The organism is Qipengyuania rhodophyticola, assembly GCF_042493225.1.
GTDB lineage: Bacteria > Pseudomonadota > Alphaproteobacteria > Sphingomonadales > Sphingomonadaceae > Erythrobacter.
In genome coordinates, this window is record NZ_CP170454.1 from 2,298,342 (window position 1) to 2,324,332 (window position 25,991).

General features: G+C 56.8%; 22 protein-coding genes. 10 read left to right on the forward strand and 12 right to left on the reverse strand.

Annotation, left to right across the window (positions count from 1 at the left end):
• Position 1 precedes the first annotated feature (1 nt).
• The 7 genes from ACFCXQ_RS11000 to lexA all read left to right on the forward strand — a co-directional run bounded on the left by ACFCXQ_RS11000 (position 2) and on the right by lexA (position 5,693).
• Positions 2-823, forward strand: coding sequence for a phosphodiester glycosidase family protein (locus ACFCXQ_RS11000; protein WP_379550535.1), 822 nt, complete (start codon positions 2-4; stop codon positions 821-823).
• The gene (locus tag ACFCXQ_RS11005) at positions 823-1,443 is read left to right on the forward strand and encodes an anthranilate synthase component II (protein WP_379550537.1); all 621 of its coding nucleotides are present in this window, start codon (positions 823-825) and stop codon (positions 1,441-1,443) included. The genes ACFCXQ_RS11000 and ACFCXQ_RS11005 overlap by 1 nt, the downstream gene beginning before the upstream one ends.
• The gene (gene trpD, locus ACFCXQ_RS11010) at positions 1,440-2,432 is read left to right on the forward strand and encodes an anthranilate phosphoribosyltransferase (protein WP_379550539.1); all 993 of its coding nucleotides are present in this window, start codon (positions 1,440-1,442) and stop codon (positions 2,430-2,432) included. Before ACFCXQ_RS11005 ends, trpD begins: the two co-directional genes overlap by 4 nt.
• A complete protein-coding gene (gene trpC / locus ACFCXQ_RS11015) occupies positions 2,429-3,220 on the forward strand; it encodes an indole-3-glycerol phosphate synthase TrpC (protein WP_379550541.1) in 792 nt (263 codons plus the stop codon). Before trpD ends, trpC begins: the two co-directional genes overlap by 4 nt.
• Positions 3,213-3,692: a cyclic pyranopterin monophosphate synthase MoaC gene (gene moaC / locus ACFCXQ_RS11020; RefSeq protein ID WP_379550543.1), complete on the forward strand. Its 480-nt coding sequence runs from the start codon at positions 3,213-3,215 to the stop codon at positions 3,690-3,692. Before trpC ends, moaC begins: the two co-directional genes overlap by 8 nt.
• Before the next feature lie 7 nt (positions 3,693-3,699).
• Complete coding sequence (locus tag ACFCXQ_RS11025; protein WP_379550545.1) at positions 3,700-4,884, forward strand: molybdopterin molybdotransferase MoeA; 1,185 nt, start codon at positions 3,700-3,702, stop codon at positions 4,882-4,884.
• A gap of 101 nt (positions 4,885-4,985) precedes the next feature.
• Positions 4,986-5,693 carry a transcriptional repressor LexA gene (lexA, locus tag ACFCXQ_RS11030; protein WP_379550547.1) on the forward strand — a complete coding sequence of 236 codons (708 nt, stop codon included), beginning with the start codon at positions 4,986-4,988 and terminating at the stop codon, positions 5,691-5,693.
• Between the two features lie 47 nt (positions 5,694-5,740).
• Here lexA and ACFCXQ_RS11035 read toward each other — a convergent pair whose 3' ends face one another.
• Positions 5,741-7,828, reverse strand: a complete 2,088-nt coding sequence (locus ACFCXQ_RS11035) for a ComEC/Rec2 family competence protein (RefSeq protein WP_379550548.1) — start codon at positions 7,826-7,828, stop codon at positions 5,741-5,743.
• A gap of 122 nt (positions 7,829-7,950) precedes the next feature.
• Here ACFCXQ_RS11035 and gltX point away from each other — a divergent pair, with 122 nt between their 5' ends.
• Together gltX and ACFCXQ_RS11045 are read left to right on the forward strand one after the other, a co-directional pair.
• Positions 7,951-9,393 carry a glutamate--tRNA ligase gene (gltX, locus tag ACFCXQ_RS11040; protein ID WP_379550550.1) on the forward strand — a complete coding sequence of 481 codons (1,443 nt, stop codon included), beginning with the start codon at positions 7,951-7,953 and terminating at the stop codon, positions 9,391-9,393.
• A gap of 16 nt (positions 9,394-9,409) precedes the next feature.
• Positions 9,410-10,696, forward strand: a complete 1,287-nt coding sequence (locus ACFCXQ_RS11045; protein ID WP_379550552.1) for a citrate synthase — start codon at positions 9,410-9,412, stop codon at positions 10,694-10,696.
• A 64-nt stretch (positions 10,697-10,760) separates the two neighbouring features.
• Here ACFCXQ_RS11045 and ACFCXQ_RS11050 read toward each other — a convergent pair whose 3' ends face one another.
• From ACFCXQ_RS11050 to ACFCXQ_RS11065, 4 genes are all read right to left on the reverse strand, one after another.
• The gene (locus tag ACFCXQ_RS11050; RefSeq protein WP_379550554.1) at positions 10,761-12,017 is read right to left on the reverse strand and encodes a sensor histidine kinase; all 1,257 of its coding nucleotides are present in this window, start codon (positions 12,015-12,017) and stop codon (positions 10,761-10,763) included.
• A gap of 172 nt (positions 12,018-12,189) precedes the next feature.
• Positions 12,190-13,134, reverse strand: a complete 945-nt coding sequence (locus tag ACFCXQ_RS11055; protein ID WP_379550556.1) for a hypothetical protein — start codon at positions 13,132-13,134, stop codon at positions 12,190-12,192.
• 42 nt (positions 13,135-13,176) lie between these two features.
• Positions 13,177-14,403, reverse strand: a complete 1,227-nt coding sequence (locus ACFCXQ_RS11060) for a hypothetical protein (protein ID WP_379550558.1) — start codon at positions 14,401-14,403, stop codon at positions 13,177-13,179.
• Between the two features lie 83 nt (positions 14,404-14,486).
• Positions 14,487-14,792: an Hpt domain-containing protein gene (locus ACFCXQ_RS11065; RefSeq protein WP_379550560.1), complete on the reverse strand. Its 306-nt coding sequence runs from the start codon at positions 14,790-14,792 to the stop codon at positions 14,487-14,489.
• Positions 14,793-14,861: 69 nt separating this feature from the next.
• Here ACFCXQ_RS11065 and ACFCXQ_RS11070 point away from each other — a divergent pair, with 69 nt between their 5' ends.
• Positions 14,862-17,504: an ATPase gene (locus tag ACFCXQ_RS11070; RefSeq protein ID WP_379550562.1), complete on the forward strand. Its 2,643-nt coding sequence runs from the start codon at positions 14,862-14,864 to the stop codon at positions 17,502-17,504.
• Positions 17,505-17,510: 6 nt separating this feature from the next.
• Here ACFCXQ_RS11070 and ACFCXQ_RS11075 read toward each other — a convergent pair whose 3' ends face one another.
• From ACFCXQ_RS11075 to nuoL, 7 genes are read right to left on the reverse strand one after another with little or no spacing between them, the layout of a single operon-like run.
• The gene (locus tag ACFCXQ_RS11075; RefSeq protein WP_379550563.1) at positions 17,511-17,819 is read right to left on the reverse strand and encodes a DUF1467 family protein; all 309 of its coding nucleotides are present in this window, start codon (positions 17,817-17,819) and stop codon (positions 17,511-17,513) included.
• Positions 17,820-17,827: 8 nt separating this feature from the next.
• A complete protein-coding gene (locus ACFCXQ_RS11080; RefSeq protein WP_379550565.1) occupies positions 17,828-19,477 on the reverse strand; it encodes a ribonuclease J in 1,650 nt (549 codons plus the stop codon).
• Positions 19,474-20,250 (reverse strand): type III pantothenate kinase, encoded by a 777-nt coding sequence (locus ACFCXQ_RS11085; RefSeq protein ID WP_379550567.1) that lies wholly within the window; start codon positions 20,248-20,250, stop codon positions 19,474-19,476. Before ACFCXQ_RS11085 ends, ACFCXQ_RS11080 begins: the two co-directional genes overlap by 4 nt.
• Positions 20,251-20,260: 10 nt before the next feature.
• Positions 20,261-20,974, reverse strand: coding sequence for a biotin--[acetyl-CoA-carboxylase] ligase (locus ACFCXQ_RS11090; protein WP_379550569.1), 714 nt, complete (start codon positions 20,972-20,974; stop codon positions 20,261-20,263).
• Positions 20,971-22,434, reverse strand: a complete 1,464-nt coding sequence (nuoN, locus tag ACFCXQ_RS11095) for an NADH-quinone oxidoreductase subunit NuoN (RefSeq protein WP_379550571.1) — start codon at positions 22,432-22,434, stop codon at positions 20,971-20,973. The genes ACFCXQ_RS11090 and nuoN overlap by 4 nt, the downstream gene beginning before the upstream one ends.
• Entirely contained in the window at positions 22,434-23,978 is a 1,545-nt protein-coding gene (locus tag ACFCXQ_RS11100; protein ID WP_379550573.1) for an NADH-quinone oxidoreductase subunit M, read from the reverse strand. The genes nuoN and ACFCXQ_RS11100 overlap by 1 nt, the downstream gene beginning before the upstream one ends.
• Complete coding sequence (nuoL, locus tag ACFCXQ_RS11105) at positions 23,978-25,987, reverse strand: NADH-quinone oxidoreductase subunit L (RefSeq protein WP_379550575.1); 2,010 nt, start codon at positions 25,985-25,987, stop codon at positions 23,978-23,980. Before nuoL ends, ACFCXQ_RS11100 begins: the two co-directional genes overlap by 1 nt.
• Positions 25,988-25,991: the final 4 nt, after the last annotated feature.

Genomic DNA, 25,991 nt, shown 5'->3' on the forward strand with positions numbered 1-25,991 from the left:
GTTGGCGCCAGTTCTGGCTGCCTGCGATCAGAACCAAGGCGGTGAGCCTGTTGCCCGCGCGCAGATCGGCGACGGCGTGGCCGAACCTGCCAACCCCAATGCAGTCCCCGGCTTCGGCATAGCGCAATCTGACGAGGAGATCTCGGCTTGCCGCATAGTGCGATTTGAAGGGAGTTCCCTCACCCACTGCATGGCAGTGCCCGGTGTTCACCGCGTGGTGACTGATCTCGCCGCGGATAGCGGTACAAGATATCGTAGTCTCAAAGCGATGTCTAACGACCGGCAAGCGGCCAATGTCGCTTTCGCCATGAACGCGGGAATGTTCCACGAAGACGGCAGCCCACTCGGGTATTTTGTGGAGCGTTCTGCTAGGCTTGAAGAGGTGAACACCGGAAACGGACAAGGCGATTTCTACTCCAAGCCGAACGGCATATTTTATGGCACAGACGATGAGTGGCAGGTGCGCACTACGCCCGACTTCCTTGAGAATGTGCGCCGCCGACCGGGCTTTGGCACACAATCAGGGCCGATGCTCGTGATTGCCGGAGATCTGCACCCCGATATTTTGCCTGACGGGCCTGAACGCGTCATCCGCAATGGAGTTGGAATGGACCGCGAGAACCGGGCTCATTTCGTGATCTCCAATGAGCCTGTCTCGTTTGGGCGCCTTGCGCGCTATTTCAGAGATGAGCTTCAAGTCCGCAATGCGCTCTATCTGGATGGAGACCATGCTGCATTGTGGGATCCAGCCAGCGGCCGGCTTGATGAAGGTGCGCCAATTGGACCTATGGTTGTTGTTGAAAAGCTGGCGGAGGCGAATTGATGCGGAAAGCGCCAGACCTGCTCGTCATCGACAATTACGACAGCTTCACCTTCAACCTCGTCCACTATGTGATGGAACTTGGCGCGCAGGTCGAAGTGGTCCGCAATGATGAGATTACCGCGCGGGAAGCCCTAGACCGTAATCCAAAAGGCGTCTTGATTTCACCAGGTCCTTGCACGCCAAATGAAGCCGGAGCGAGCCTCGACATCGTCGCAGCTTGCGCTGATAAGGTTCTTCCGCTGCTGGGCGTTTGCTTGGGTCATCAGTCGATTGGTCAGCACTTTGGCGGATCTGTCGTTCGCGGCGGGCTTATGCACGGCAAAACGAGCGCGGTTGAGCACGATGGCTCCGGCGTTTTTGCAGGTCTCCCCTCCCCCTATCAGGCAACTCGGTACCACTCGCTAATCGTTGAAGATATTTCCGAGGTTCTGGTGGTCAACGCAACCAGCACCACACCGGGCGCAGAGGGCAAAAGCGTGATGGGCTTTCGTCATCGCGATCTGCCGATCCACGGCGTTCAATTCCACCCTGAAAGCATCGCCACCGAACACGGACATGCGCTGCTCGCAAACTTCCTTAGGATTTGCGGAATTTCGGTCGCGGAAGACACAAGCTCATGAAAACACTCCCTGATACCACTGCTCATCTGAGCCAAGCAGAAGCGGAAGAGATCTTTGGTTGGATCCTCGATGGCGAGACCAGCGAGGATGAAATCGAGCGGTTTCTCACTCTTATGACTGAACGCAGCGAAACTGCCGATGAAATCGCAGGCGCTGCCAAGGCTCTCCGCGCAAGGCTCATCCCAATTGAGGCGCCAGAAGGCGCGGTCGACTGCTGCGGGACCGGCGGCGATGGGCATCATACGCTCAACGTGTCGACTGCCGTCAGTCTAGTAGTCGCGGCATGCGGTGTTCCCGTGGCGAAACACGGCAACCGCGCCGCCAGCAGCAAATCGGGCGCGGCGGATACGCTGGAAGCGCTTGGGCTTGATATGGAAGCAGCGGGCGCAACGGCGGAAAAGACCCTTTCTGAGCTTGGTATTTGCTTCCTCTTTGCCAAGAACCATCACCCTGCGATGGCCCGCATTCAGCCCATTCGCCTGCGCATCGGCAAGCGAACGATCTTTAACCTCATGGGACCGCTTTCGAACCCTGCGCGTGTCGAGCGCCAACTAATCGGGATAGCGCGGCCCGCCTATGTGCCGATTTACGCGCAGGCCTTGGCGCAGCTGGGCACTGAGCGCGCTATGATCGTTTCAGGGGATGAAGGGCTTGATGAGCTTAGCCTCGCGGGCGGAAATGAAATCGCCAATATTGCCGGCGATGCAGTCGATATGCAGCGCGCCGCGGCTCCAGAGGCGGGATTACAGCCAGCACCTGTGAAGGCAATTCGAGGCGGTGATGCGCAATTCAACGCATCGGCCCTGCGCGGACTACTGGACGGTATGCCGGGGCCATATCATGATGCGGTGGTGTTTAATGCAGCGGCGACTTTGATGGTGGCGGGCCGAGCAAATGACTGGTTAGAGGGTGCGGATCTTGCTTCAGAAGCGCTGGCATCAGGCAAGGCTAAGCAACTGCTTAAACGTTGGATTGAGATGGTTGCATGAGCGCCAACAAGCTCGATGAGATTTGCGAAACCAAGCGCGGCGAAGTCGAGTCGCGCAAAGCTGCGCGGACGCTGAGCGACTTAGAGCAGCTCGCAGCCGAACAAAGCGCGCCGCGCGGCTTTCAAAATGCGCTTGTAGCCAAGCAAGCGGACGGTTTCGGCCTCATCGCAGAGATCAAAAAGGCGAGTCCCTCAAAAGGTGTTATCCGAGCAGACTTCGATCCCGTCGCCCACGCGCGCGCTTATGAGGCAGGCGGTGCCGCGTGTCTCTCCATTTTGACCGACGCGCCCTATTTTCAAGGCCATGAGGATTACCTTGTTGCCGCCCGCGCAGCGTGCACCCTGCCCGTCTTGCGCAAAGATTTCATGGTTGATCCTTGGCAAGTGGTGGAAGCGCGCGCGATGGGTGCAGATGCCATACTGATTATCGTTGCAGCGCTTGATGATGCACCGATGCTCGAAATTGAGCGCGCCGCGATAGAGCACGGTATGGATGTTTTGGTTGAGGTCCATAATGAGGTTGAGATGGAACGTGCCCACACGCTTACCTCGCGCCTGATCGGGGTAAACAACCGCGACCTAAAGACGTTTACAACCTCGCTCGAGACCACGGAGCGTCTGATCCCACTTGCACCAGATGGCGCCCTTATCATCTCAGAAAGCGGAATTGCGGGCAATGCTGATTGTGTCCGGCTTGCAGAGGCTGGCGCGCGCAGCTTTCTCGTTGGAGAAAGTCTCATGCGCCATTCCGATGTAGAGGCAGCAACGCGGGTTTTGCTGGGTGGCTAAGCTGACGCATCTTGACGAGACCGGCGCGGCGCGCATGGTCGATGTTGGTGGCAAAACCGCGACTGACCGCAAAGCGATTGCTACCGGGCGGATTATTATGTCAGCGGAGGCTTTGTCGGCTCTCACTGGATCGGACAGCGCGAAGGGCGATGCGATCGCTGCGGCGCGCATCGCCGGGATTATGGCAGCGAAGAAAACGGGTGAGCTCATCCCGCTTTGTCACCCTTTGGGGCTCGATGCAGTTGCGCTTGATATTAACGCGGAAGACGGCGCGCTTCGGGCCACTGCGACGGCCTCTCTCAATGGCAAAACTGGCGTTGAAATGGAGGCAATGACAGCGGTCTCTGTGGCGCTCCTCACGCTTTATGACATGGGTAAGGCGCTCGACCGCGCAATGGTGATTGAGGGCGTACGCCTGCTTCACAAAAGCGGCGGGAAATCCGGCGAATGGAACGCCGCTAGTTCTTCATGAAACAGGTGTGAGCTCACTGTTGCCTCTTGAGGCCGCGTGGGAGCAGTTGCTCGATCGCATCACGCCGCTCGCTTCAGAGGCCGCGCATATTGACAGAGCCGCTGGACGCACATTGGTTCGCGACGTCATTGCTCAGCGCACTCAGCCTTCGCATGACTTGTCGGCAATGGACGGTTTCGCGGTTCGCGGCGGCGGCCCTTGGAACCTCATTGGGGAATCGCGCGCAGGCCACCCATTTGAGGGATCGCTTGAGGCTGGAGAAGCCGTTCATATCTCCACTGGCGCGCATATGCCCCAAGGTAGCGAAAGCGTGCTCATCGTTGAGAACGCCCGCGTTGATGGAGCTCTCGTTCATGCCGACACGCCGCCTCTAGGTAAGCACACTCGCCGCGCCGGTTTCGACTTTGCGCATGGCGATGTCGTGATTGCCAAAGGCACAACGCTAAATGCAGCGCGGATCGCTCTCGCACGATCCTCCGGTAATGCCGAGGTGGAGGTCGGCAAACGGCCTCTGGTTGCAGTGATTGAATGCGGTGATGAGTTGGCAGTTGATCCGCTAAACTGCCGCGCAAATCAATTGCCTGCATCAAACGGCGCCATGCTCGCGGCCATGGCGCGTGGTTGCGGCGCTGAGGTGGTTCAAATTGGACCAGTTGCAGATACACAAGCGGCGCTCGCGCAGGCATTTGCTGATGCCGCCCATGCGGATCTTGTTGTGACCAGCGGCGGTGCGTCTGTTGGGCCGCATGATTTGGTCAAACCCGTTCTGGAGCAACTTGGAGCCAAGATTGGCTTTTGGAAGGTCGCGATCAAACCGGGCAAACCTATGCTTGTCGCCCAACGCGAGAAACAGCTGATCCTTGGCCTTCCCGGAAATCCTGTCTCAAGCTTTGTGACAGGGTTCTTGTTTGCCCTTCCCACGATCCGCGCTTTGCAAGGCTGCGGCACGTTGCTTCCCTCTCCTCTGCTCTTGCCGAGTGCAACCGATCTTGGACCCGGTGGTGCGCGGCAGGAATTTCTCCGAGCGACCATAGTCGATGGGTGTGCGCATTCTTTGGCCGAAACAGACAGCAGCGCACTGCTAGCATTGTCGCAGGCAGAGTTGTTGATTGACCGGCCAATAGACGCACCTGCGGTGAAGGCTGGGGAAACTGTTGCGTGCTATTGCCTTCCAAATGCGCTCGGTGCTTGACCTGTACGCTTTTGTTGCTTAATTGTTCCACATTCGTTCACCGCTGATTCCAGCGGAGCGATTGTTGAAAAGGCCTTCTGGTCGCAACGGAGAGCATAGCCATGCTGACTGCAAAGCAGCACGAATTGATCCGATTTATTCAGGTCCGTCTGGAAGAGACGGGCATTTCTCCATCTTTTGAAGAGATGAAAGAAGCGCTTGATCTTAAGAGTAAATCAGGTGTTCACCGCCTGATCTCGGCTCTTGAAGAGCGCGGCTTCATTCGCCGCTTGCCCAACCGCGCGCGGGCACTTGAGATTATCAAAGTGCCAGAAGATGCGGTGCTCGGTGAGCGCGGAACAGCAACTGCGCCTTCGCCGACCGCCGCTAACGATACTTCGCCTGCTGCATTAATGGCGAAAGCTACAGTGCCAGAACCTGCCAATGATATAATGGAGATACCTCTGCATGGGCGCATCGCAGCTGGCGCGCCGATTGAGGCTATTGAGGGTCAGTCGAGCTTGCCAGTGCCTGCCGCGCTGCTTGGTCCTGGAGAGCATTATGCGCTTGAAGTTTCCGGCGATTCCATGGTCGAGGCAGGTATTTTTGATGGCGATTTTGCACTGATCCGCCGGACAGATTCCGCACGCGATGGCGAGATTGTAGTCGCATTGGTTGAAAATGAAGAAGCGACTCTGAAATATCTGCGTAAGCAGGACGGCAATATCTGCCTTGACCCGGCTAACGCCTCTTACGAGCCTCAGGTTTATTCACCTGGGCAAGTGCAAGTTCAGGGTAAGCTCGCAGGGTTGTTGCGGCGCTACCATTGATACTGCGCTGTCGTTGTTTGAATGTTTGGTTGGTGGTGGAAAGCGGCTTAGCGAGTGCCGCCCCACCACCACCCATGCTCTCCTTGGCTTGTACCGACTGAGCGGTAGCGCGGCTCTGAGAGAAAGAGTGAAAGACCTCCTTCTCGCTCAAGGAAGCGTTTGTCCGCTTTGAGCCAGCGTGGCTGACAGGATCGCGGTAACCAGCGATCTGCAATGACTATATCACTTTGATCACAGGCCGCGGCAAGCCGCCTTTCAGGAACAAGGTCTTGATTTCTCGCCAAGAGCAAAGTCCAATCTCGCCCCGCGCGGGTCAGGGTTAGGACGCAGAATTCGCGGCTGCATTGCGCGCCAGGCCATTGATCTAGCGGTATGACATCACCGTCAACTCCCGCCAATTCGAGTAAGTTATCGCGGGCATAAGAGCTCTCGCTGTCGCGCAGGACGAGGAGCTTGTCTCCTTCTCCGGTTATCGCAACATGGCGTCCATCGCGCGTGATAAGCACATCAGGTGTGGGCGTCAGGAAAACAAGCAGCATCGCGATTGATATTGGTGCCAATGCAAAGAGACGCACCTTTCCGTTCCACAAGGCCAGCCAGAGCCCTCCAGCGATAAAGAGCAGCAATGTAGCAATGCTGAGTTCCGGCAAAAGCTTGACTGCACCTGGTTGCGAAGACGTGAAGTGCGCAAGACCCAACAAACCATCCAGTGAAAGGCCCACTAGCCACCACACAGGTGCGCCCAGCCCGATTTGGTCAAGCAGCAAGGCGATCGCAACCAACGGCATCGAGATAAATGTGACGAGCGGAATGGCGATAACATTGGCTAATGCGCCGTAAATGCCGGCGCGGTGGAAGTGGAACAAGACGATGGGCATGAGCGAGAGTTCAATCACCAATCCTGTGAGGAAAAGCATCGCGACTCCCCTGCTCCAGCGCCGCGCAATGCTCTCCTCACGAGGTGCCAGAAATGCGCGAATCGGCCCTGAACTGTGCAGCGCGATAATCGCAATGACCGCCGCAAAGCTCATCTGGAAGCTTGGTCCGACGAGGCTCTCTGGCCATAGCAGTAAGACCACCATCGCTGCAGCGGCGACCATTCGCATGGAGAGCGGTTCTCGCCCCAATGCCAATGCGAGCAGAACTAACATCGCGCCGACGCAGCTGCGCACGGTCGGTACCTGGGCACCGGTCAAAAGCGTGTAACTAATGCCCGCCAGCGCAGCCAAACCGGCTGCGAGAACCGGCAATCGAACTCTCAAAGTGAGCCATGGCCATAAGGCCAGCAATTTGATTGCTACGAAATACGCAGCGGCAATCACTGCGCTTACATGAAGCCCGCTAATCGCAAGCAAGTGCGTGAGGCCGGCATCGCGCATTGCTTCCTCATCACGCTTGGCGATTGAACCGCGATCACCGCTCGCCAAAGTCGCCGCTATGGTACCCGAGGCACCACCCAATTGCTCGCGGACGTGCAGGGATAGACTGCGCTGCGCCTGCGCGATGACGCTGTCATCGCGGGCGATTTCGATCAGCTCAATCTCACCAATAAGCGATCCTGTGGCCGCCAACCCATCAAACCAAGCGCGGCGTGCGAAGTTATAGGCGCCGGGCAAGATCGGTGCAGCAGGCGGCATCAACCGCGCTCGGAGGCGGACTACACTGCCCTCCTCCAATCCCACAATGTCCTTATCGCTGGGCACATTGACGCGCACTTTGATTGCCCGCCCGCTTTCCGAATCGCGCGTCGCCAGAGTGATCCGCACACGTTCCTGCGCAGGCTGTTCCTGCCGGGTGAGGACACGTCCCGAGAGCATGCTTGATCGCGGGTATTCGATTGCTTCTTGGCCTACGAGCGCCGAGCGGGTCCAAACAGTTGCCATGCCCGCAGCCGTGGCGAGCGCCATGCTTATTGCGCCCAATATAAGCGCATTGCGCTTTGCATTGGCGCGCCAGACCTGGGCAAAGCCAAAAGCCACCAGCAACGCGGCCACGATAAAGCTCGCCCATTGCCATGGCGCAGCAAGGCCAAACCAGCTTGCGATGCCCACAGCAAAACACACCACGAGCCAAGGCCCGCGATCAAAACCAGAATTATCGAGAAACGCGTCGGCTCGATCAGTGATACTGGACAAGAGACTTGGCTTCAGCCAAGGGCGCGTGGCCGCAGAATTTGCGGGCTCCTCCGTCTCGTCGAGCGGAACAATGGGTGTTCCGTGCGTCGCCACCGCAGCCTTTTGAAAGGAAGCTGAGAGTAATGGCAAGCGATACTGCAGTAAAAACGGGTCAAGTCGTCACCCGTTTTGCCCCGTCGCCCACCGGTTTTCTTCATATTGGGGGCGCGCGGACGGCGCTGTTTAACTGGTTATTTGCGAAGCATCACGGCGGCAAGGCCTTACTGCGGATTGAGGACACAGACCAAAAGCGCTCGACCCAAGAGGCAATCGACAAGATCCTAGAAGGACTTGGTTGGCTTGGACTGGAGTATGACGCGGAGCCAGTGTTCCAATCAAAACAGGCTGATCGCCACCGCGAAGTCGCTCTTAAGCTGCTTGAGGCCGGATACGCCTATAAGTGTTTTGCGACGCCAGAAGAGCTTGAGGCGATGCGCGCGGAGCAACGCGCGAATAAGCTCCCCTTGCGTTATGATGGGCGCTGGCGAGATCGTTTGGCAGAGGAGGCTCCAGAAGGCGCGCCTTTTGTCGTACGCCTTAAAACTCCGCTGTCTGGCGAAACCTCAATTGATGATGCCGTTCAAGGCCGGGTCACGGTCAAGAACGAGGAAATCGACGACTATATCCTGCTGCGAGCCGACGGCACTCCGACCTACATGCTCGCAGTAGTAGTCGACGATCATGATATGGGCTGCACGCATATTATCCGCGGCGATGACCATCTCAATAATGCGTTTCGCCAGCTTCCGATCATTCATGCGATGGACGAGATCGAAGGTGGTTGGCCTGAGCCCATATACGCACACATTCCGCTCATCCACGGTTCTGACGGTGCAAAACTCTCCAAACGTCACGGTGCGGTCGGGGTTGAGGCATACCGCGATGATGAAGGCGTACTACCCGAGGCTTTGTTCAACTATCTGCTGCGGCTTGGCTGGGGGCACGGCGACAGAGAAGAGTTCACCAAGGCCGAGGCGATAGAGCTCTTCGATCTTGATGGGGTCGGCAAGAGCGCCTCGCGTTTTGACATAAAAAAGCTGCAAAACATGAATGGGAATTACATTCGCGAAGCTGAGGACGGGCGGCTCGCGGCACTCATCGCGCCATCGCTAGGTGATGATGCGGATTTGCCGTTGCTCACCAGGGCTATGCCAGTCTTGAAAGAACGTGCGAAGACGGTGCATGAACTTGCTGAGGGCGCAGGATTTCTGTTTGCAAAGCGCCCTCTTTCCATGACCGAAAAAGCGGCAAAAATGTTGGATGATGATGCACGCGCAAGATTAGTTCAGGTTTCCGCGCGTTTTCGTGCTGAAAATAACTGGACAATCGAGGCGCTGGAAGCCACTACCAAAGCACTTGCCGAAGAACTTGATCTGGGATTTGGCAAGCTGGCGCAGCCACTGCGTGCAGCTTTGACGGGGACTACAACATCCCCTGGAATTTTCGATGTGCTCGTCCTCTTGGGTAAGGAAGAAGCGCTGGCGCGAATTGACGCGCAGGCCGCTCCAGCTCAGGCGGGCGAATAATAATAAGGAGACGGCAATGGCCGATACGCAGGCGACACTCAACACTCACGGTGGAACCCACGATTTTCCTGTGCTCAAGGGCAGCACTGGACCTGATGTTATCGATATCCGGAAGCTCTACGGCCAGACCGGCGCGTTCACTTTCGATCCGGGTTATAAATCGACCGCCTCATGTGAGAGTGCACTGACGTATATTGATGGCAATGAAGGCGTGTTGTTGCACCGCGGCTATCCGATTGGCCAATTGGCCGAGCATTCTAGCTTTATGGAGGTATCCTACCTTCTACTGAACGGCGAATTGCCTAGCCAGGAAGAGCTGGACGAGTTCACTTATACGATCACACGGCACACTATGGTGCATGAGCAGCTTACCAGCCTGTTCCGCGGGTTTCGCCGCGATGCGCACCCTATGGCGATCATGTGCGGTGTGGTCGGCGCGCTTTCTGCGTTTTATCACGATAGCACAGACATTTCTGATCCCGAGCACCGCAAGATCAGCTCGCACCGCTTGATCGCGAAAATGCCGACCATTGCGGCGATGGCCTACAAATACTCCATCGGTCAGCCTTTCATGCAGCCAGATAACTCGCTGAGTTATACAGGTAATTTCCTGCGCATGACCTTTGGCGTCCCAGCGGAGCCTTATGAAGTGCACCCCGCAATCGAAAAGGCGATGGACCGGATATTCATCCTGCACGCCGATCATGAGCAGAACGCCTCGACGTCTACCGTCCGGCTTGCTGGCTCGTCTGGGGCAAACCCGTTTGCCTGTATTTCAGCAGGTATCGCGTGTCTATGGGGCCCTGCGCATGGCGGTGCGAACGAAGCGGCGCTCAACATGCTGCAAGAAATTGGGTCGCCCGACAAAATCCCGCATTACATTGACCGGGCAAAGGACAAGAACGATCCGTTCCGCCTGATGGGCTTTGGCCACCGCGTTTATAAGAACTACGATCCGCGCGCGACCGTGATGCAGCAAACGCTGAAAGAAGTGTTTGAAGCGCTTAAGGTTGATGATCCGGTGTTCGCGACAGCTCTGAGGCTCGAAGAACTCGCGCTGAACGATGATTACTTTAAGGAAAAGAAGCTCTTCCCGAACGTTGACTTCTATTCCGGCATCATCCTGTCGTCGATCGGCTTCCCGACCACCATGTTCACAGCATTGTTTGCTCTCGCTCGCACTGTGGGCTGGGTCGCGCAATGGAACGAAATGATCTCTGATCCAGGTCAGGTCATTGGCCGCCCTCGCCAGCTATACACGGGCCCGACGGAGCGCGATTACGTGCCAATGGTCAAGCGTTAATCAGCGCGTTCAAATTGAACATTAAAGGGGCGCTTCGGTGCCCCTTTTTCGTGCGTGGGGTAACTTAAGGCGAGCTTCTGTCAGTCGACGCTGGATCAGGCTTCGGGCCCGCTGACGCGGGCACGCTGAGCGTAAATCGAGCACCCTGCCCCTTCGCGCTTTCGATGGTGAGGTCACCGTCCATCGCCCTCGCAATCTTTCGCGAGATGTAGAGTCCGAGGCCAGAACCGCCGTCTCCGCTGCGGCCCAGACGCTCAAACTTCTCAAACACCTTGGCCTGCTGTTCGGAGTCGAGCCCATGCCCTTGATCGGCGACCGTTATCATCGCTTGCTCGCCCAAATCATCAAGGCGGACCCAGACCTGACTGCCTTCAGGTGAATAGCGGATGGCATTGTTGACGAGATTGATCAGGATTTGAAGCACGCGGCGAAATTCGCCGATTCCGTACTCCGCCTCGCCTTTCGCAGGCGGCACCAATGTGATGCCTTTTTCTTTGGCTCTACCATTCAGAATATTGCAAGATTGCCGCGCGACCTCGGCCAAATCGATAACCTCGCGTGCGATGTCAAAATCTTCCGCTTCAACGGCGTCCAAATCTGACAAATCATCAATTAGCGCGAGCAAATGCTGTCCGGCGCTCGCGATGTCAGCAGCGTAGTCGGTGTATTCCTTTGCGAGTGGGCCAGCAAGTTTTGTTCGAATGGTTTCCGCGTTGGCTATAATCCGGTTAATCGGGTCGCGCAGGGCCGGTGAGAGATCCTTACCCAGCGCTGGCGCGCTATCTGAGGCAGCGGTGCCAGCCGCATGGTCGTGCAGCGCAGGCGCAGTGTCAGAAAGCAGATGCAGCGCAAAACCAGTGCTGCCCGGATCAGGGTGACCAAGCGGCTCGATATGCGTAGACCATACCCGATCGGACCCTTCAACCGTGAGCTGCGCGCCGTCTAGCAAGCGCCAATGCATCGGTTGCTGATGCGAATTACCTTCTAATTCCACGTGATCAGTCCAAGGTTTACCTACCCCACCCGCCAGCTTAGCCTGCAATTTCGCAAGATCAGGCGCGGTGCACTGCGCGGACAGGACGTTTTGCTTCGGATCGAGCCGGATGATCGCCTCAGCCAGATTGCGGCTGATCTCGCGCTGAAGCTCCAGAGCCTCCGCGCTTTCTTCTGCGCTCAGAGGCTCGCTATTCCAATTTACAATGCCCAGCTCGCATCCGGCCGGATGGCGGTCTGCATCAAGCAAAGGCTCAATCTCAACCCATGCAGATATTCGCTCCTGATGCCCTAGTGCCTCGAAGCCGCGCGCGAGGCGCAACCCCATCTTCTGGGCCTTCCGCGTAAGAGAGCGCAGTTCGGGGATGGCAAGAGGCCCGCCGATGGTGCCACCACATTGCTCCTGAAGGTCGCTCAACGGGGTATCTGCACTGATAAGGTGCCCTTCGGCGTCGACTTGTGCACGGGCAATATAATGGGTTCCCACTGTCGCCACCCGCTCACCCAATCGTCTTGCTGGAGATAACTGACATCATCGCCTTGGCCTCACGTGTGCCAATCTGGTCAAGACCATAGGGCACCTCGGCTTCCGGGTGAATACGCAGAACTGCGGCCTCGCAATCCTGCGGCTTGCGCCCCGTGCTTCGGAGCGCGAGCAGAAGACGGGCAATTTGTGTCTCGTGCGTAGCAAGCGCTGCTTGATCGCGGCGCATTCCGACTGAAGATGCGATGGCACTGAGAAATAGAGAGACGCCTGCCTGATCTATTTCCAGTGTTTGGTCACCCGCTCCGCCAAGCGTACTTATGACCCTGTCGAGCAGAGAAATGCGGCTTTTTCCCTCGTCAAATTCGCTCCGCAATTTGGTCTCTGCACGGGCAAGGCTATCAACATCCGTCTCGTCACTTGCGCCATGCCAAGTGGTGAGCACTGAGTGAAAGAGATCTGCGGATAGCTCAGTCAGAGGAAGTTCAAGCCTCTTTTGAAATTGTGTGAAACGCGTTTGTGAGGCGAGGAGCGCCATCGCCGCGCTGGCGAGCCCTGCATCTTCGGAACTTATCATGTCTTGGATCAGCGGCGTAAGGACAGGATCAAGCCCATAAAGGCTTTGCATCCGATCCATGCATTGGGTTTCAAGCGCCAGCGCATGGCAATGAAGGATCAGCGGTTGGTGCGTTGACAATTGCACAGCTAGATCTTCGCTACGGGCAAAGACAAAAGCGTCAGCCGCGCGTTCACCCATAGCCTCGGCCTGATGACGCAAGACATGGCGTGCAATCGAGAGTAACATACCGCGAATACGTGTGATGATCGCATCGCTAAACAGCGTTTGATCTTGGCTTGATAGTAACAACTCGAGCATTGGCCCAAGCTTGGGCTGAAGCGTATTGTTACGCGCCAGCGCCTCGCTCAGCTCCTCGCCCGCAGGCCAGTCTGTTTCAGCCATAGATGGCGCACTACTCATAGAAAAACGCATAGCAAAGCATGGTTAATCAGCCGTTAGTCTCTTGGAAGGTTCTTCGACATCCAGCTCATCTTTGGTGCCGTTAGGCACCAGGTATAGCGCGGCGATGACTATCGCGATAAGCGCACAAGCCGCCTCAAGAGTGAAACCCATAATGGCGGCGGGATAAAGCACTGACAACAAGATGATCCTGTCCGCATAGCTAATGCGCCATGGGGACGCGCCGCGGCGCTCGCCCATCCATAATAGGGCCAGTAGAACAAGCGGAATGAACAGCTTCAGCCAGCCTATCGGTGCCGTGATGGTCGCGCTCAAGAGCCCGGCGATCAGCACATCGCCAGCAAGCTTGAAACCCGTGCCAATACGCCATTTCGCGCTCGACGGTTTTCCACCGCAAGAAAGCCGCTCAAATACGTTGCCGATTGCGGTTGCCGTGGTCATCGCCAAGGCGCAACCCAGCCCGACGAGTGGTCGCTCAAGCGCAACCGCGCCGGCGGCACCAATGCCGGAGGCCACTGCGATAAGCCACGGAAGCCGCTCCAACGCGCCGCCCATCAGGTCTCTCGCTAGACGCAAGCCCACTCGCTCAGCAATTGCAAGGCCAGGCGCATGATAGGGCGCTGGTGTCACTAGCCGCGCAAACCAAGCCTTCTCTCGCGACGTGCGGACTTCTGGTGCCTCGTTTAGCGACCAATGCCCTTCTTTGAGCAATGTGTCGTCCATCAGAATCGTCTTAGTTCCTGTCTGCAGCGCAATGCGCAGGAGCGACGAAATCGGATCGCTATCTTCGGGGAGCTGATTGAGCTTTTCGGCAAGACTGCCATGCACATGCATCACGCCTGCCCAAGCGGTGTTCTGATCAATCCGCTCATATCCTAATGGCACCGCATCTTCTGCTGGAAATGCCAGAATAGCAGTCTGCTTGCCGAGGTGATCAAGCGCGACCACATTGTCGCATAACAACCCGTCGGCCAAGATAATGAGTTGATCTGCAGCCGTGACGAGGCCGGCCAGCTGCCTGTTGCTCTCGATTAGGGAAAACCTTGCGCCCGCACGTTCAGCCAATTTCTGACAAGCGATCATGTCCTGCGAGACGCCGCTAGCAAAACAGATAATCTGTTCACAATCCAGCGCCACAGCCAGCTCGATCTGGTGCGCAAGCACTATTTTCCCGACAAAACGGCGAAAAGCGAGCCGCTCTCCGGGGAAATCCGGGTGCTCAGCCGATGCAGAGAGCAGTGCAATGCGCAAATATCCCTCCTCGATCACGCCTAACGTGATGACAGAGGTAATGGCTCGCGCGGCTTATGCCAAATGGATTGATCCCTCAGCGGTTACTGCTGTCCACTGATTTCGGCGAGGTGGGTCGAGATTTCGCGAATTACAGTCGGTTCGCCAGGTGCAGATACAAGCGCTTCCTGCGCCAAATCTTGCAATTGGCCTGCGTGAAAGCTTGCCGCGAGGCCTTTAAGCCGCATTGCCGCGAGTTCCCAATTCGCATCGCAGCGTGACCGCTTAAGCAAATCGAGCTGCAATTCGGCGCTTTCGACGAATGCGTTGCGCAGCTCAAGCTGCAGAGAGGCATCATTACCCGCCGCAGCTGAGAGTGCTGCGTCAAATTGTGCATTTTCTAAGGCCATATTCAGCGCGCTAAATCGTGAGCGTTAAAATGCCTTTAACCTAGGGCTTTTCCTGATAGAATCGCCGGCATGAGCACGGGCACACATATTCGCGCGGTTGGCGATGACGAAGCATTGTCATCTGATCAACTTGAGAGCCACACTGATGCAGAGGAAGTCTCCGCACAGGACTTGTTGCTGACGGATGAAATTGTCGACCGTAGTACTGAGTATTGGGAAGAGGACGAGCCTCTAGAGCGCAGTTTTAGCTGGATAATTCCGTCCCTTGGCATCTTGACCGTCTTGGTTTGGACCGGTTTTTTTGCCTGGGTCAAAGGCCCGCAAGTGCTCGCAGGGGGTTCGCCCCAGCAATGGCTGATCTGGATCAAAGATTGGTCTCTTCCTGTGCTTTTGGTCATGGTTGTTTGGCTTTTGGTGATGCGCAGTTCATCGCGAGAGGCCGCTCGTTTCGGTGATGCAGCAAGGTCACTGTCACAGGAATCGGCCCTGCTTGAGCAGCGGTTGACCACTGTAAATCGCGAATTGAGCCTTGCCCGTGAGTTTCTGGGTTCACAATCGCGTGATCTGGAGTTCTTGGGGCGCTCCGCCAGCGAGCGTATTTCCGAGCACGCAGAGCAATTACAATCCCTCATCACCGTCAATGGCACTCAAATCGAGGCGATATCGGGTGCCAGCACCGTTGCGACTGAGAACATGACCAAGCTGCGCGACGATTTGCCAGTGATTGCCAATTCTGCGCGCGATGTATCCAACCAGATTGGAAATGCGGGACGTACTGCAAAGACACAGCTGAAGGACCTCGCAACTGGTTTTGAACGGCTGAATGAATTTGGTCAGGCAAGTGAGCGTCAGGTTGAGACATTGTCGGAAAAGGTCAGCGCAACACTTGCTGATCTCGAAGAGCGCTTAAGCCAAGTCGAGGCTGCATCAGAAGAACGCTTCACAAAAATGCGTGATGAGAGTGAGGAATTCCGTACTGAGCTAGACGGTCGTGAGGTGCTGGCCTTGGCCGCCATGCGAGGACGCGCAGAGGCGCTGCGCAAAGAGCTCGCTGAGGTGGACGATGCTCAGGAGAAGGCGCGCGAAGAGACTGCTGAAACCTTGAGACAAAGCGTATTTATGCTGCGGGAGGAGGCGGAAAAGACGAGCGCGCATGTCCGCGAAGGTGAGAAAGCGGCGACTGAGGCTTGGACTGGTCAGCTAAGCGAGATGCAAGAGCGGCTCCTGTCAGTGATCGCCAAAGTCTCTGAGATTGATGCCAAAGCACTCGACGCATCGCGCGCGAAACTGCGCGGAATTGCTTCTGAGGCTGAGACCCTCGATACTAGGATTGCGGAACGAAGCGGCGTATTCTTCGCACAAATAGCCAAGCGGCGTGCGGACGCTGAGACCGAGCAGCAGGAAGCTTTGGCCCGAATCGAAGCATTGCTGGAGGCCTTCGATAGCAAGCAACAGGAACGCCAAAGCGCCCAGCAAGAAGTGCTTAGACTGCTGTCTGAAAATAGCGATGCGATTGAGCGCAAAGTCGCTGACACCGCTGAGAAAATTGATGCTATCGTGAGCAAGACCGCTGAGGCGGAGGCATCGCTTTCTGCAAGCGCGACTGCGTTCGCGCAGACGTTCGATCAAAGCGAAGCAACGCTAAGCAGCGCAAAAGAGGCCATCGAAGAGCTGACCGATGCGAGCGTGCGTATGCTCGAACTAATCCAAGCAAGCGCGAAGTACAGCAAAGATGACTTGCCCAGCGCGATCCATGGATTTGAGGCAAGTCTCGAGAATGCAGCAGGTCGCACCGATACACTGCGCCAGCAGATAGAGCAGGCGCGCGAGGCAGGCGATGCCCTCAGCAAGACGGTTGAAGATGCGACAGATGCTGGCGCGATCTCTGTTGCAGGCATTGAGGAATTAATCGAAGGGATCAAAGGCACTCTCGGTGAACAGGCCGAAGCAGTCGACACCCTTCACGCAAAGCTAGGCGAATTTGGCAGTGATGCCGACGCCACAGCTGCTCGGACCCAAGGTGAGCTGCGCCACGCCATCAGAGAACTCGAAGAGAGCAGCAAGTCCGCCATTGCAGCCCTTGAGACCGAGCAGGCAGAAAGCGTCCGTAAGATCGCCGCGGAAATCTCTGAGAAAACCGAAAGCGCGATCCGAGATGCTGTGGTCACTTCAGCTACTATCGCGATGACCGATCTTGACGCCTCATCGGAGCGCGCAACGACCGCATCCCGTGAAGCAGCGCTGGAGCTCCGCAATCAACTAACCAAGGTGAATGATCTGGTCACCAACATTGAATCGCGTGTTGCTCATGCTCGTGAACGCGCGGAGGAGCAGGTCGACAATGACTTCTCGCGCCGCGTTGCTTTGATCACTGAGAGCCTCAATTCCAATGCGATTGATATTGGCAAGGCCTTGTCGACCGAAGTAACAGACACCGCATGGGCGTCATATCTGCGCGGAGATCGCGGGATATTTACCCGCCGCGCAGTCCATCTGATCGACAGCACGGAAGCGCGTGAGATCGCGGAACTTTATGACGCGGATAGCGAATTCCGTGAGCATGTGAGCCGCTATATCCATGATTTCGAGGCAATGCTGCGCACGCTGCTGTCAACCCGGGACGGCAATGCGGTGAGCGTTACACTATTGGGCTCAGACATGGGCAAGCTCTACGTTGCCCTCGCGCAGTCGCTCGAACGCCTACGTCAATAAGCCTCTCTAAGAAGACTGGTTTGCGGCCTCGACTTGCTCAGCAATCGTGGGCGGTTTGCCGAAAAGATTGAGGTCTTCGGCGGTAATCCAGCCATTGATGTAGTTCGCTACATAGAGCGCTGTGCACGCCGCAGCGAGCACGGTGGCGCGCGTCGCCACCCGCTTAGGCCGGAAATTGACTGGCGCGCTTTCGGCTTGCCCTGGCACCTTCTCGACACCCACCTCATCAGGCGTCTTCACACCAAATGGAAGCAGGACAAAGGCACACATCACCCAGAACAAGATGTAGATCGCTAGGATTGAGGTCCAATGCATGGGCTTGGTTAGCCTTTGGGTAAAATGATCTTGGTTTGTGGGCGCTTGCCAGACCATCTGGTGGCTGCGCGCCGGACTGCAAGCCTCGCCGCCTCATGAATTTCGGCAGGGTCGCCTGCTGCTTTTCCTTTGAGTCGTCCGATGGCGTTGCGAATATCGTCTTCGGCTTCCTCGATGAATTCGGGATAGTCCTCATCGAGAGGTAGTCCGATACCTTCCACTTGCGGGTTGAGATCTTTGTCGAGCACCGCAATTACGAGGCCTTCGCGCGCGAGGCGTCGGCGCATAGTGATCGCCTCTCCATCGGCAGGTACGATAATGTCGCCATCCAATACAAGGCGACCTGACTCAATCTCACCAATCTTGCCCGGCGCATCTGGCGCGAGCCGAACAATATCGCCGTTCTTTTGAACAACAGCGCTCGGGATGTTGTTAGCCAGCGCCAACCTGCCCTGCTCCTGCATATGCCGCATTTCGCCATGGACTGGCACCAGCACTTCGGGGCGCAACCAATCGTAAAGCGCTTCCAGCTCTGGACGCCCCGGGTGGCCAGAAACATGGATCATGCTCTGCCGGTCAGTGACCATTACGATCCCGCGTTCTGACAGGCGGTTTTGCACTGCTCCAATGGAGATTTCATTGCCGGGAATATTGCGGCTCGAGAATAATACAACATCCCCCGACGTCAGCGACAGCGGGTGATTGTCCTCGGCAATGCGTGACAGTGCCGCGCGTGGCTCGCCCTGCCCGCCAGTCGCCATGATGAGTACTTCACCGCGTGGGAGCCCCATAGCGGTGTCGAAATCAACCGTCTTGGGGAAGTTTTCAAGATAGCCATTGTCCTGAGCAACTTCGATGATCCGGTCGAGCGAGCGCCCTGCCACGCACAATTGCCGGCCTGTCTCCTGCGCGACTTCGCCAAGCGTATGGAGGCGCGCCACATTACTCGCAAAGGTCGTGACCAGAACACGCTTGCCCGCGTGTTTGCCTACTTCTTCCAGCAGGCCCTTGTAAACCGCGCCCTCCGAGCCGCTCGGCTCAGGATTGAATACATTGGTGCTGTCGCAAACCATCGCCAGAACGCCGTCGTCGCCAATCGCGCGCAGCTCTTCCTCGGTGGTTGGCTCTCCAATGATGGGTTCTGCATCAAGTTTCCAATCACCAGTGTGAAACACGCGGCCATACGGCGTGTCGATGACCAGTGCGTTGCCCTCAGCAATGGAGTGCGCCAGCGGAATATACTCAATCGAGAACGGACCAACTTCGAATGCGCCGTGATCATCCTCAATCACGTGCAGCTCGACCTGGTCTGCAAGACCTGCCTCTTGTAACTTGCGCCGGATCAGGTCGGCGGTGAAAGGTGTCGCATAGAGCGGAACGCCCAGCTCGCCGGCAAAGTATGGCACTGCGCCGATGTGGTCCTCATGCGCATGCGTCAGCACAATTCCGTCGAGCTGCTCGGCACGCTCCTCAATGAATTCCAGATCGGCAAAGACCAGATCGACACCGGGATATTGTTCACCCGAAAAGGTCATGCCCAAATCGACCATTAGCCAGCGCCCGTTACAGCCATATAAATTGACATTCATGCCAATTTCGGCCGAACCGCCAAGCGCAAGAAAAAGGAGCTCTTTTTCTGGGGTGAAATCCTTCTTCACTGTGATGCATGCTCCGCAAGAATGGCCAGGCCTTCGATGGTGAGATCCGCATCAACATGGTCGAAAATGTCAGTCTGATCATCGAAGAGAATGGCAAGCCCGCCGGTAGCAACGACCTTGGCCGGCCGCCCGATTTCTGTGCGCATACGTTCAATCAAACCTTCCATCATGGCGACATGCGCCCAGAATATTCCGATTAACATCTGATCCTCAGTATTGCGCCCGATCACGCTTTTGCTGTCGGGTGCGCGGATCGCGATGCGAGGTAGTTTCGCGGTCTTGCCAACCAGCGCATCAAGCGAGAGATTGATGCCCGGCGCGATGATCCCGCCCTTATAAGTGCCATTGAAATCAATCGCCTCGAACTTTGTCGCGGTTCCAAAATCGACAACCACCAGATCGCCGCCATATTTGTCATGCGCTGCGAGGATATTGAGCGCCCGGTCGGCCCCTAGCGAGCTGGGCTGATCAACATCGATAGCAAAAGGCCACGCGGCATCGCCTTTGCCCGCTGCTAGCGGGGTAATCCCGAAATACTTCTGAGCGAGGACGGTGAGGTTATGATCCGCCCGCGGCACGACGCTGGCGAAGATAATCTGCGTGATATCTTCGCGCGCAATTCCTTCAATTGTCAGCAATTGGAGGAGCCACACAGCGTACTCATCGCCGGTGCGGCGCGGATCGGTGGCGATACGCCAACGCGCTTTGATCTCGCGGCCGTCAAAGACCGCGAAGACAACATTGGTGTTCCCGACATCAGCAGCAAGCAGCATCGCGTTCTTCCTATTCACTCAGCATTACATCGCCTGCGTGAATGACACGTGTTGTGCCATCCGCCAAGCGCAAGCGCAGCGAAGCATCTTCAGTTAGCCCCGCAAATGTGCCGCTGAGGCCAAATCCGTCGCCATCATGAACCTTGAGCGGAGTGCCTTCGGGATGCGCAGCGGCAAGCCAGCGGCGGGTAATGGGCTCTGCGCCGTAGCTGCGCCATCGCTGAAGCTCTTCGGTGAGATGGTGGGCGAGCGTCTTTGCGAAGGCTTGCGGGGTCGGCGGTGGCGCGGCGGCCGCAATTGCGATTGTAGCTCGGTCCGGTAGCTCAGGCGCTTGCGCAAGGTTGACGCCGATACCGAGTACAATGGTATCGCGCACGCGTTCCATCAAAATGCCTGAGAGTTTCGCGCCTTTCAGCAGAACATCATTGGGCCATTTGAGTTGGAGTGATTGAGGCTCTGGCAAGAGTGAGAGAACCGCATCGTACAAGGCCAGGCTGGCGACAAGTGCGAGTGATTGCGGCGCAGTTTCGCCCTTGGCCAAGTGAACTACGGTCGAACCCATGAAATTGCCGTAGCCGTCAAACCAAGCGCGCCCTTGCCTACCCCGCCCAGCATTTTGTCGTTCAGCGACAAGCCAAGTGCCTTCCGAAATCTGCTCCCCAGCCTCAAGCCGTGCGAGCAGGTCTGCGTTTGTTGAACCGGTCTCTGAAACGCACTCAATCAAATGATATAGAACAACGCTGATGCGCCCTTATCTGCCAAGGTGCCGAGCCAGATCGTTGCCAGATATCCCAGCGGCGAGATAAAGAGCGTGCACAGACCAAGTACGGCCCAATGACTCGCAGGGCTATCTGCGATTTCTGCCTCACTGGCTTCGTCAAAGAACATCACCTTGATGAATTTGAGGTAGTAGAATGCACCGATGACACTCGCAGCGATACCGATGGCTGCGAGAGCAATCATATCGGCCTCAACCGCCGCTTGGAACACCACGAACTTGCCCCAGAAGCCGAACAGTGGCGGAATGCCTGCAAGGCTGAACATGATTGCGAGCAGACACCATGCAAGCGCAGGCTTTTTAGTCGCGAGGCCAGAGATATCGTCGAAGGTATCGAGTTGTTTGCCGTCCCGATCGCGCAGCATAAGCAGCGCAACGAATGCGCCAATTGTCATCGCGACGTAAATGTCGAGATAGACAAGAACTGCGCTCGCACCGGCTTCAGTCGCTGCGCCAAGGCCGATCAGGATAAAGCCAACATTGTTAATCGAGCTATAGGCGAGCAAGCGTTTTAGGCTTGTTTGTCCGATAGCGCCCAGTGCGCCCACTACTATCGAGGCAAGAGCGGCAAAGATTACGATCTGCTGCCACACTTCGGGATTGTCACCGAAGGGATCAAGAGCGATCCGCACCAGCATAGCAACCGCTGCCACCTTGGGTGCGCTCGCAAAGAACGCAGTGACAGGCGTCGGTGCGCCTTCGTAGACATCCGGTGTCCACATATGAAACGGCACCGCTGCCACTTTGAACGCTAGTCCAGCGAGCACAAACACGACGCCGAACAATGCTCCGGTTGAGAACTGCTCGCCAAACGCGCCGCGGATTTCAAAGTAGTTTGTGGTTCCAGCAAAACCGTAAACCAGACTCATGCCGTAGAGAATGATACCCGATGCGAGCGCGCCGAGGATGAAGTATTTAAGGCCCGCCTCGCTTGATTTCTCGTCATTGCGGGCGAAACTTGCGAGAACATAAGAGGCAAGGCTTGATAGCTCGATGCCGATATATAGCGTGATGAGATCAACGGCCGAGACCATCATCCCCATGCCGACCGCACCAAAGAGCATCAGGACCGCATATTCGCCGCGGTAGGCGTCGTTCTTCTTGAAGTAGTGCGGCGCCACGATCAGACAGGCGATAGTCGCGAGATAGATCAGAATCTTCGCGAAAGACCCAAAGGCATCCATCCGGTAAAGCCCGCCAAAGGCGTCGCCGCCCAGTTCATAGGCCGGGTTGGTCAGCAGATCGAAGGTGAAGAATACCCCTGCAAACAGCATAACCACGGCAGCGATAGTGACGCCGCGCGAAGCCTTCTTGCCGCCAAATGCTGTGACCAGCAGCAAAATCAGACCTGCAACTGACAGGCCGATTTCGACAGCGACGAAATAGAGTGACGAGAGAGTAACCATTAGTGCTCTCCCTCCGCATGCGCAGTTTCAGGCATGAAGTTCGCTGAACTTTCTTTTGGTGCATTGACCTTGAGCTTCGCATCACCCTCTGGCGCGGCACGCGCAAGGCGCGCATCAAGCGCAGCGATGTCCTGACGCATAGGCGCGAGGAAGCTTTCCGGATACACGCCCATCCACAGCACCACTGCTGCGATTGGCGCCAGCATAACCCACTCGCGCGGTGTCATATCGGTCATTGCAGCGGCATCAGCATTTTTCTGCTCACCGAAAGCAATACGCCAATACAGGTAAAGCATGTATCCCGCGCCCAATATAATACCGGTTGTCAGGAACAGCGTCACGGTGCTCGACACCTGATAAACGCCCGCAAGGCTCAGGAACTCCGCGACGAACCCGCTAGTGCCCGGCAGGCCAATGCTGGCCATGGTGAACAGCAGGAAGAAGATCGCATATTTGGGCATGTTGATACTCAGCCCGCCATAGCGGCTGATCTCGCGGGTATGCAGCCGGTCGTAGATGACGCCGACACACAGGAAGAGCGCACCAGATACGAGGCCGTGGCTGAGCATGACGATCATCGCGCCCTCGAGGCCCTGCACATTGAAGGCGAATAGACCGGCGGTCACAATCGCCATGTGCGCGACTGAGGAATAGGCGATAAGCTTCTTCATATCGTGCTGAACCAGCGCGACGAGCGAGGTATAAATTACTGCAACCATCGACAGGCCGAAGATCAGCCAGATAAATTGATGGCTGGCCTCGGGGAACATCGGCAGACTGAAACGGATAAAGCCATATCCGCCGAGTTTCAGTAAAACGCCTGCGAGAATAACCGAGCCTGCGGTCGGTGCCTGAACGTGTGCATCGGGCAGCCACGTGTGCACCGGCCACATTGGCATTTTCACCGCGAAGCTGGCGAAGAAGGCGAGCCATAACCACGTCTGCGCCTCGGGCGCGAAGTCGAACTGCATCAGCGTCGGAATGTCGGTCGTGCCAGCCTCATTCACCATCCACAGCATCGCGATCAGCATAAGGACCGAACCAAGCAGCGTGTAGAGGAAGAATTTATAGCTCGCGTAGATCCGGTTATCGCCGCCCCACACGCCGATGATGAGGTACATCGGGATGAGGCCCGCCTCGAAGAAGATGTAGAACAGGAACAGATCCTGCGCGGCGAACACGCCGATCATCAGCACTTCCATCAGAAGGAATGCGCCCATGTATTCGCCGACGCGCTTGGTGATGCTCTCCCAGCTTGCGAGGATGCAGATCGGCATCAGGAAGACGCTGAGCATGATGAGCATCAGCGCGATGCCGTCGATGCCGAGTGCGTAGCTGAAGCCTGCGAATATCTCTGCGCGCTCAGTGAATTGCCACTGCGCCCCGCCGACATCGTAATTCAGCCACAGGACAATGCCGAGCGCCAAATTAACCAGGGTCGCGATCAGAGCAGTGCTGCGCGCGGCCTTGGCTTCGAGGAATAGACAAGCAGCTGCGGCCACAAACGGCACCAGCAGCATTGCGCTAAGGATCGGAAACCCCATCAGAACAGAACCCACGTAACGGCTGCGACGAGGCCAAGCAGCATCACCAGCGCATAGCTATAAACATATCCGGTCTGGACCCGCTTCGCGAGCGCGCTGCCCTGCGAGACGACCCATGCGGCCCCGTTTGGCCCAAAGCGGTCAATGATCCCAACGTCGCCAATTTTCCAGAATTGCCGCCCGAACCAGAAACCCGGTTTGATGAATAGCCAATTGTAGAGCTCGTCAAAGTACCACTTATTATAGACGAACTTGTGTATCGGCCCGAGCTGCTCGACTGTCTTAGCAGGCAGCGATGTGTCTTTGATGTAAGCGAGCCATGCGAAGAACAGGCCGGCGAGCATCACGACTGTTGCGGTCAACTTCACCCAAAGTGGTACAGCGTGCAAAGCATGGATCAGATTCTCATTGAAATAGATCGAATCACCCCAAAACGCACCATTCACTGCTTCGCTTGAGCCGTCGATAAATGGATATTTGAAGACAAAGCCCGCGAAAATCGCGCCTACGGTCAGCACGCCAAGCGGGATGAGCATCGTCAACGGGCTCTCATGCGGATGATACCCGCCTGTTGTGTCTCCGCCAGCTTCCTCAGGCGTTTTGTGGACGCTGTGCTGGATGTGCTCACTCTCAATCCAGCGCGGCTTACCCCAGAATGTGAGGAACATCAGCCGCCAGCTGTAGAAGCTGGTCAGCAGCGCCGCGAACGCGCCCATCCAGAATGCGAACATGGATAGTTCGGTGCCGCGGGCAAACGCCGCCTCCAGGATGGCGTCCTTTGAATAGAAGCCCGCGAAACCGAAGAAGCCGAGTACACCCACACCGGTGATCGCGAGCGTGCCTGCCATCATCGCCCAGAATGTGAGCGGAATCTTCTTCCGAAGGCCGCCGTAATAGCGCATGTCTTGTTCGTGATGCATTGCGTGGATCACACTGCCTGCACCGAGGAACAGCAGCGCCTTGAAGAATGCGTGCGTGAACAGGTGGAACATCGCCGCGCCATATGCGCCAACGCCCGCCGCGAAGAACATGTACCCCAACTGAGAACAGGTCGAATAGGCGATGACGCGCTTGATATCCCACTGCGTTGTGCCGATCGTCGCGGCGAAGATACACGTTGCTGCGCCAATGAATGTCACCACGGCGAGAGCCGTTGGAGCTGTCTCGAACATGGGCGACAGGCGGCAGACCATAAATACGCCAGCGGTCACCATGGTCGCGGCGTGGATCAGCGCAGACACTGGTGTCGGGCCTTCCATCGCGTCGGGCAGCCATGTGTGCAGGCCGAGCTGAGCCGACTTGCCCATCGCGCCGATGAACAACAGGATGCACAGCAAATCCATCGTGTAGAGGCGGTATCCGAAGAAGCCGATGGTCGCGCCGCTCATCGCAGGCGCAGCGTCAAGGATCTCCGGAATGGAGGTCGTGCCAAACACCAGGAACGTTCCAAAGATACCGAGCATAAAGCCAAGGTCGCCGACGCGGTTGACCACAAAGGCTTTGATCGCGGCTTTGTTGGCGCTTGGCTTTTTGAACCAGAACCCAATCAGAAGGTAGGATGCGAGGCCGACCCCTTCCCAGCCAAAAAACATCTGGACGAGGTTGTTTGCTGTCACCAGCATCAGCATCGCGAAAGTGAAAAGGCTGAGATATGCGAAGAAGCGCGGCTGATCCGGATCTTCCTCCATATAGCCCCAGCTGTAGAGGTGGACGAGCGCCGAGACACTTGTGATGACCACCAGCATTACCGCCGTGAGTGTGTCGACGCGCAGCGCCCAATCGAAGGTCAGCGAGCCGCTTTCGACCCATTTGAGCACGGGGACGACAGTTGCCTCTGCGCTGCCGCTGAGGAAGCCGTAAAAGATCGGCCAGCTCAGCGCGCATGCGATGAACAGCGCGCCCGTTGTGATCGACTTGGATACCGTGTTACCCAGTGCGCGATTGCCAAACCCTGCGACAATCGCCGCGAGCAAAGGCAGGAAAACTATAAGAAGAATAGAAGTCTGCACGGGC

What these genes read in the sequence shown, in the direction of transcription:
- ACFCXQ_RS11070 (WP_379550562.1), top strand. Translation starts at nt 14,862, where the DNA reads ATGAGCACGGGCACACATATTCGCGCGGTTGGCGATGACGAAGCATTG.
- ACFCXQ_RS11050 (WP_379550554.1), bottom strand. Translation starts at nt 12,017, where the DNA reads ATGGGGTTGCGCCTCGCGCGCGGCTTCGAGGCACTAGGGCATCAGGAG.
- gltX (WP_379550550.1), top strand. Translation starts at nt 7,951, where the DNA reads ATGGCAAGCGATACTGCAGTAAAAACGGGTCAAGTCGTCACCCGTTTT.
- ACFCXQ_RS11055 (WP_379550556.1), bottom strand. Translation starts at nt 13,134, where the DNA reads ATGGCTGAAACAGACTGGCCTGCGGGCGAGGAGCTGAGCGAGGCGCTG.
- ACFCXQ_RS11045 (WP_379550552.1), top strand. Translation starts at nt 9,410, where the DNA reads ATGGCCGATACGCAGGCGACACTCAACACTCACGGTGGAACCCACGAT.
- ACFCXQ_RS11005 (WP_379550537.1), top strand. Translation starts at nt 823, where the DNA reads ATGCGGAAAGCGCCAGACCTGCTCGTCATCGACAATTACGACAGCTTC.
- ACFCXQ_RS11085 (WP_379550567.1), bottom strand. Translation starts at nt 20,250, where the DNA reads ATGCTGCTTGCTGCTGATGTCGGGAACACCAATGTTGTCTTCGCGGTC.
- ACFCXQ_RS11065 (WP_379550560.1), bottom strand. Translation starts at nt 14,792, where the DNA reads ATGGCCTTAGAAAATGCACAATTTGACGCAGCACTCTCAGCTGCGGCG.
- trpC (WP_379550541.1), top strand. Translation starts at nt 2,429, where the DNA reads ATGAGCGCCAACAAGCTCGATGAGATTTGCGAAACCAAGCGCGGCGAA.
- trpD (WP_379550539.1), top strand. Translation starts at nt 1,440, where the DNA reads ATGAAAACACTCCCTGATACCACTGCTCATCTGAGCCAAGCAGAAGCG.
- lexA (WP_379550547.1), top strand. Translation starts at nt 4,986, where the DNA reads ATGCTGACTGCAAAGCAGCACGAATTGATCCGATTTATTCAGGTCCGT.
- nuoN (WP_379550571.1), bottom strand. Translation starts at nt 22,434, where the DNA reads ATGGTTACTCTCTCGTCACTCTATTTCGTCGCTGTCGAAATCGGCCTG.
- ACFCXQ_RS11075 (WP_379550563.1), bottom strand. Translation starts at nt 17,819, where the DNA reads ATGCATTGGACCTCAATCCTAGCGATCTACATCTTGTTCTGGGTGATG.
- ACFCXQ_RS11100 (WP_379550573.1), bottom strand. Translation starts at nt 23,978, where the DNA reads ATGGGGTTTCCGATCCTTAGCGCAATGCTGCTGGTGCCGTTTGTGGCC.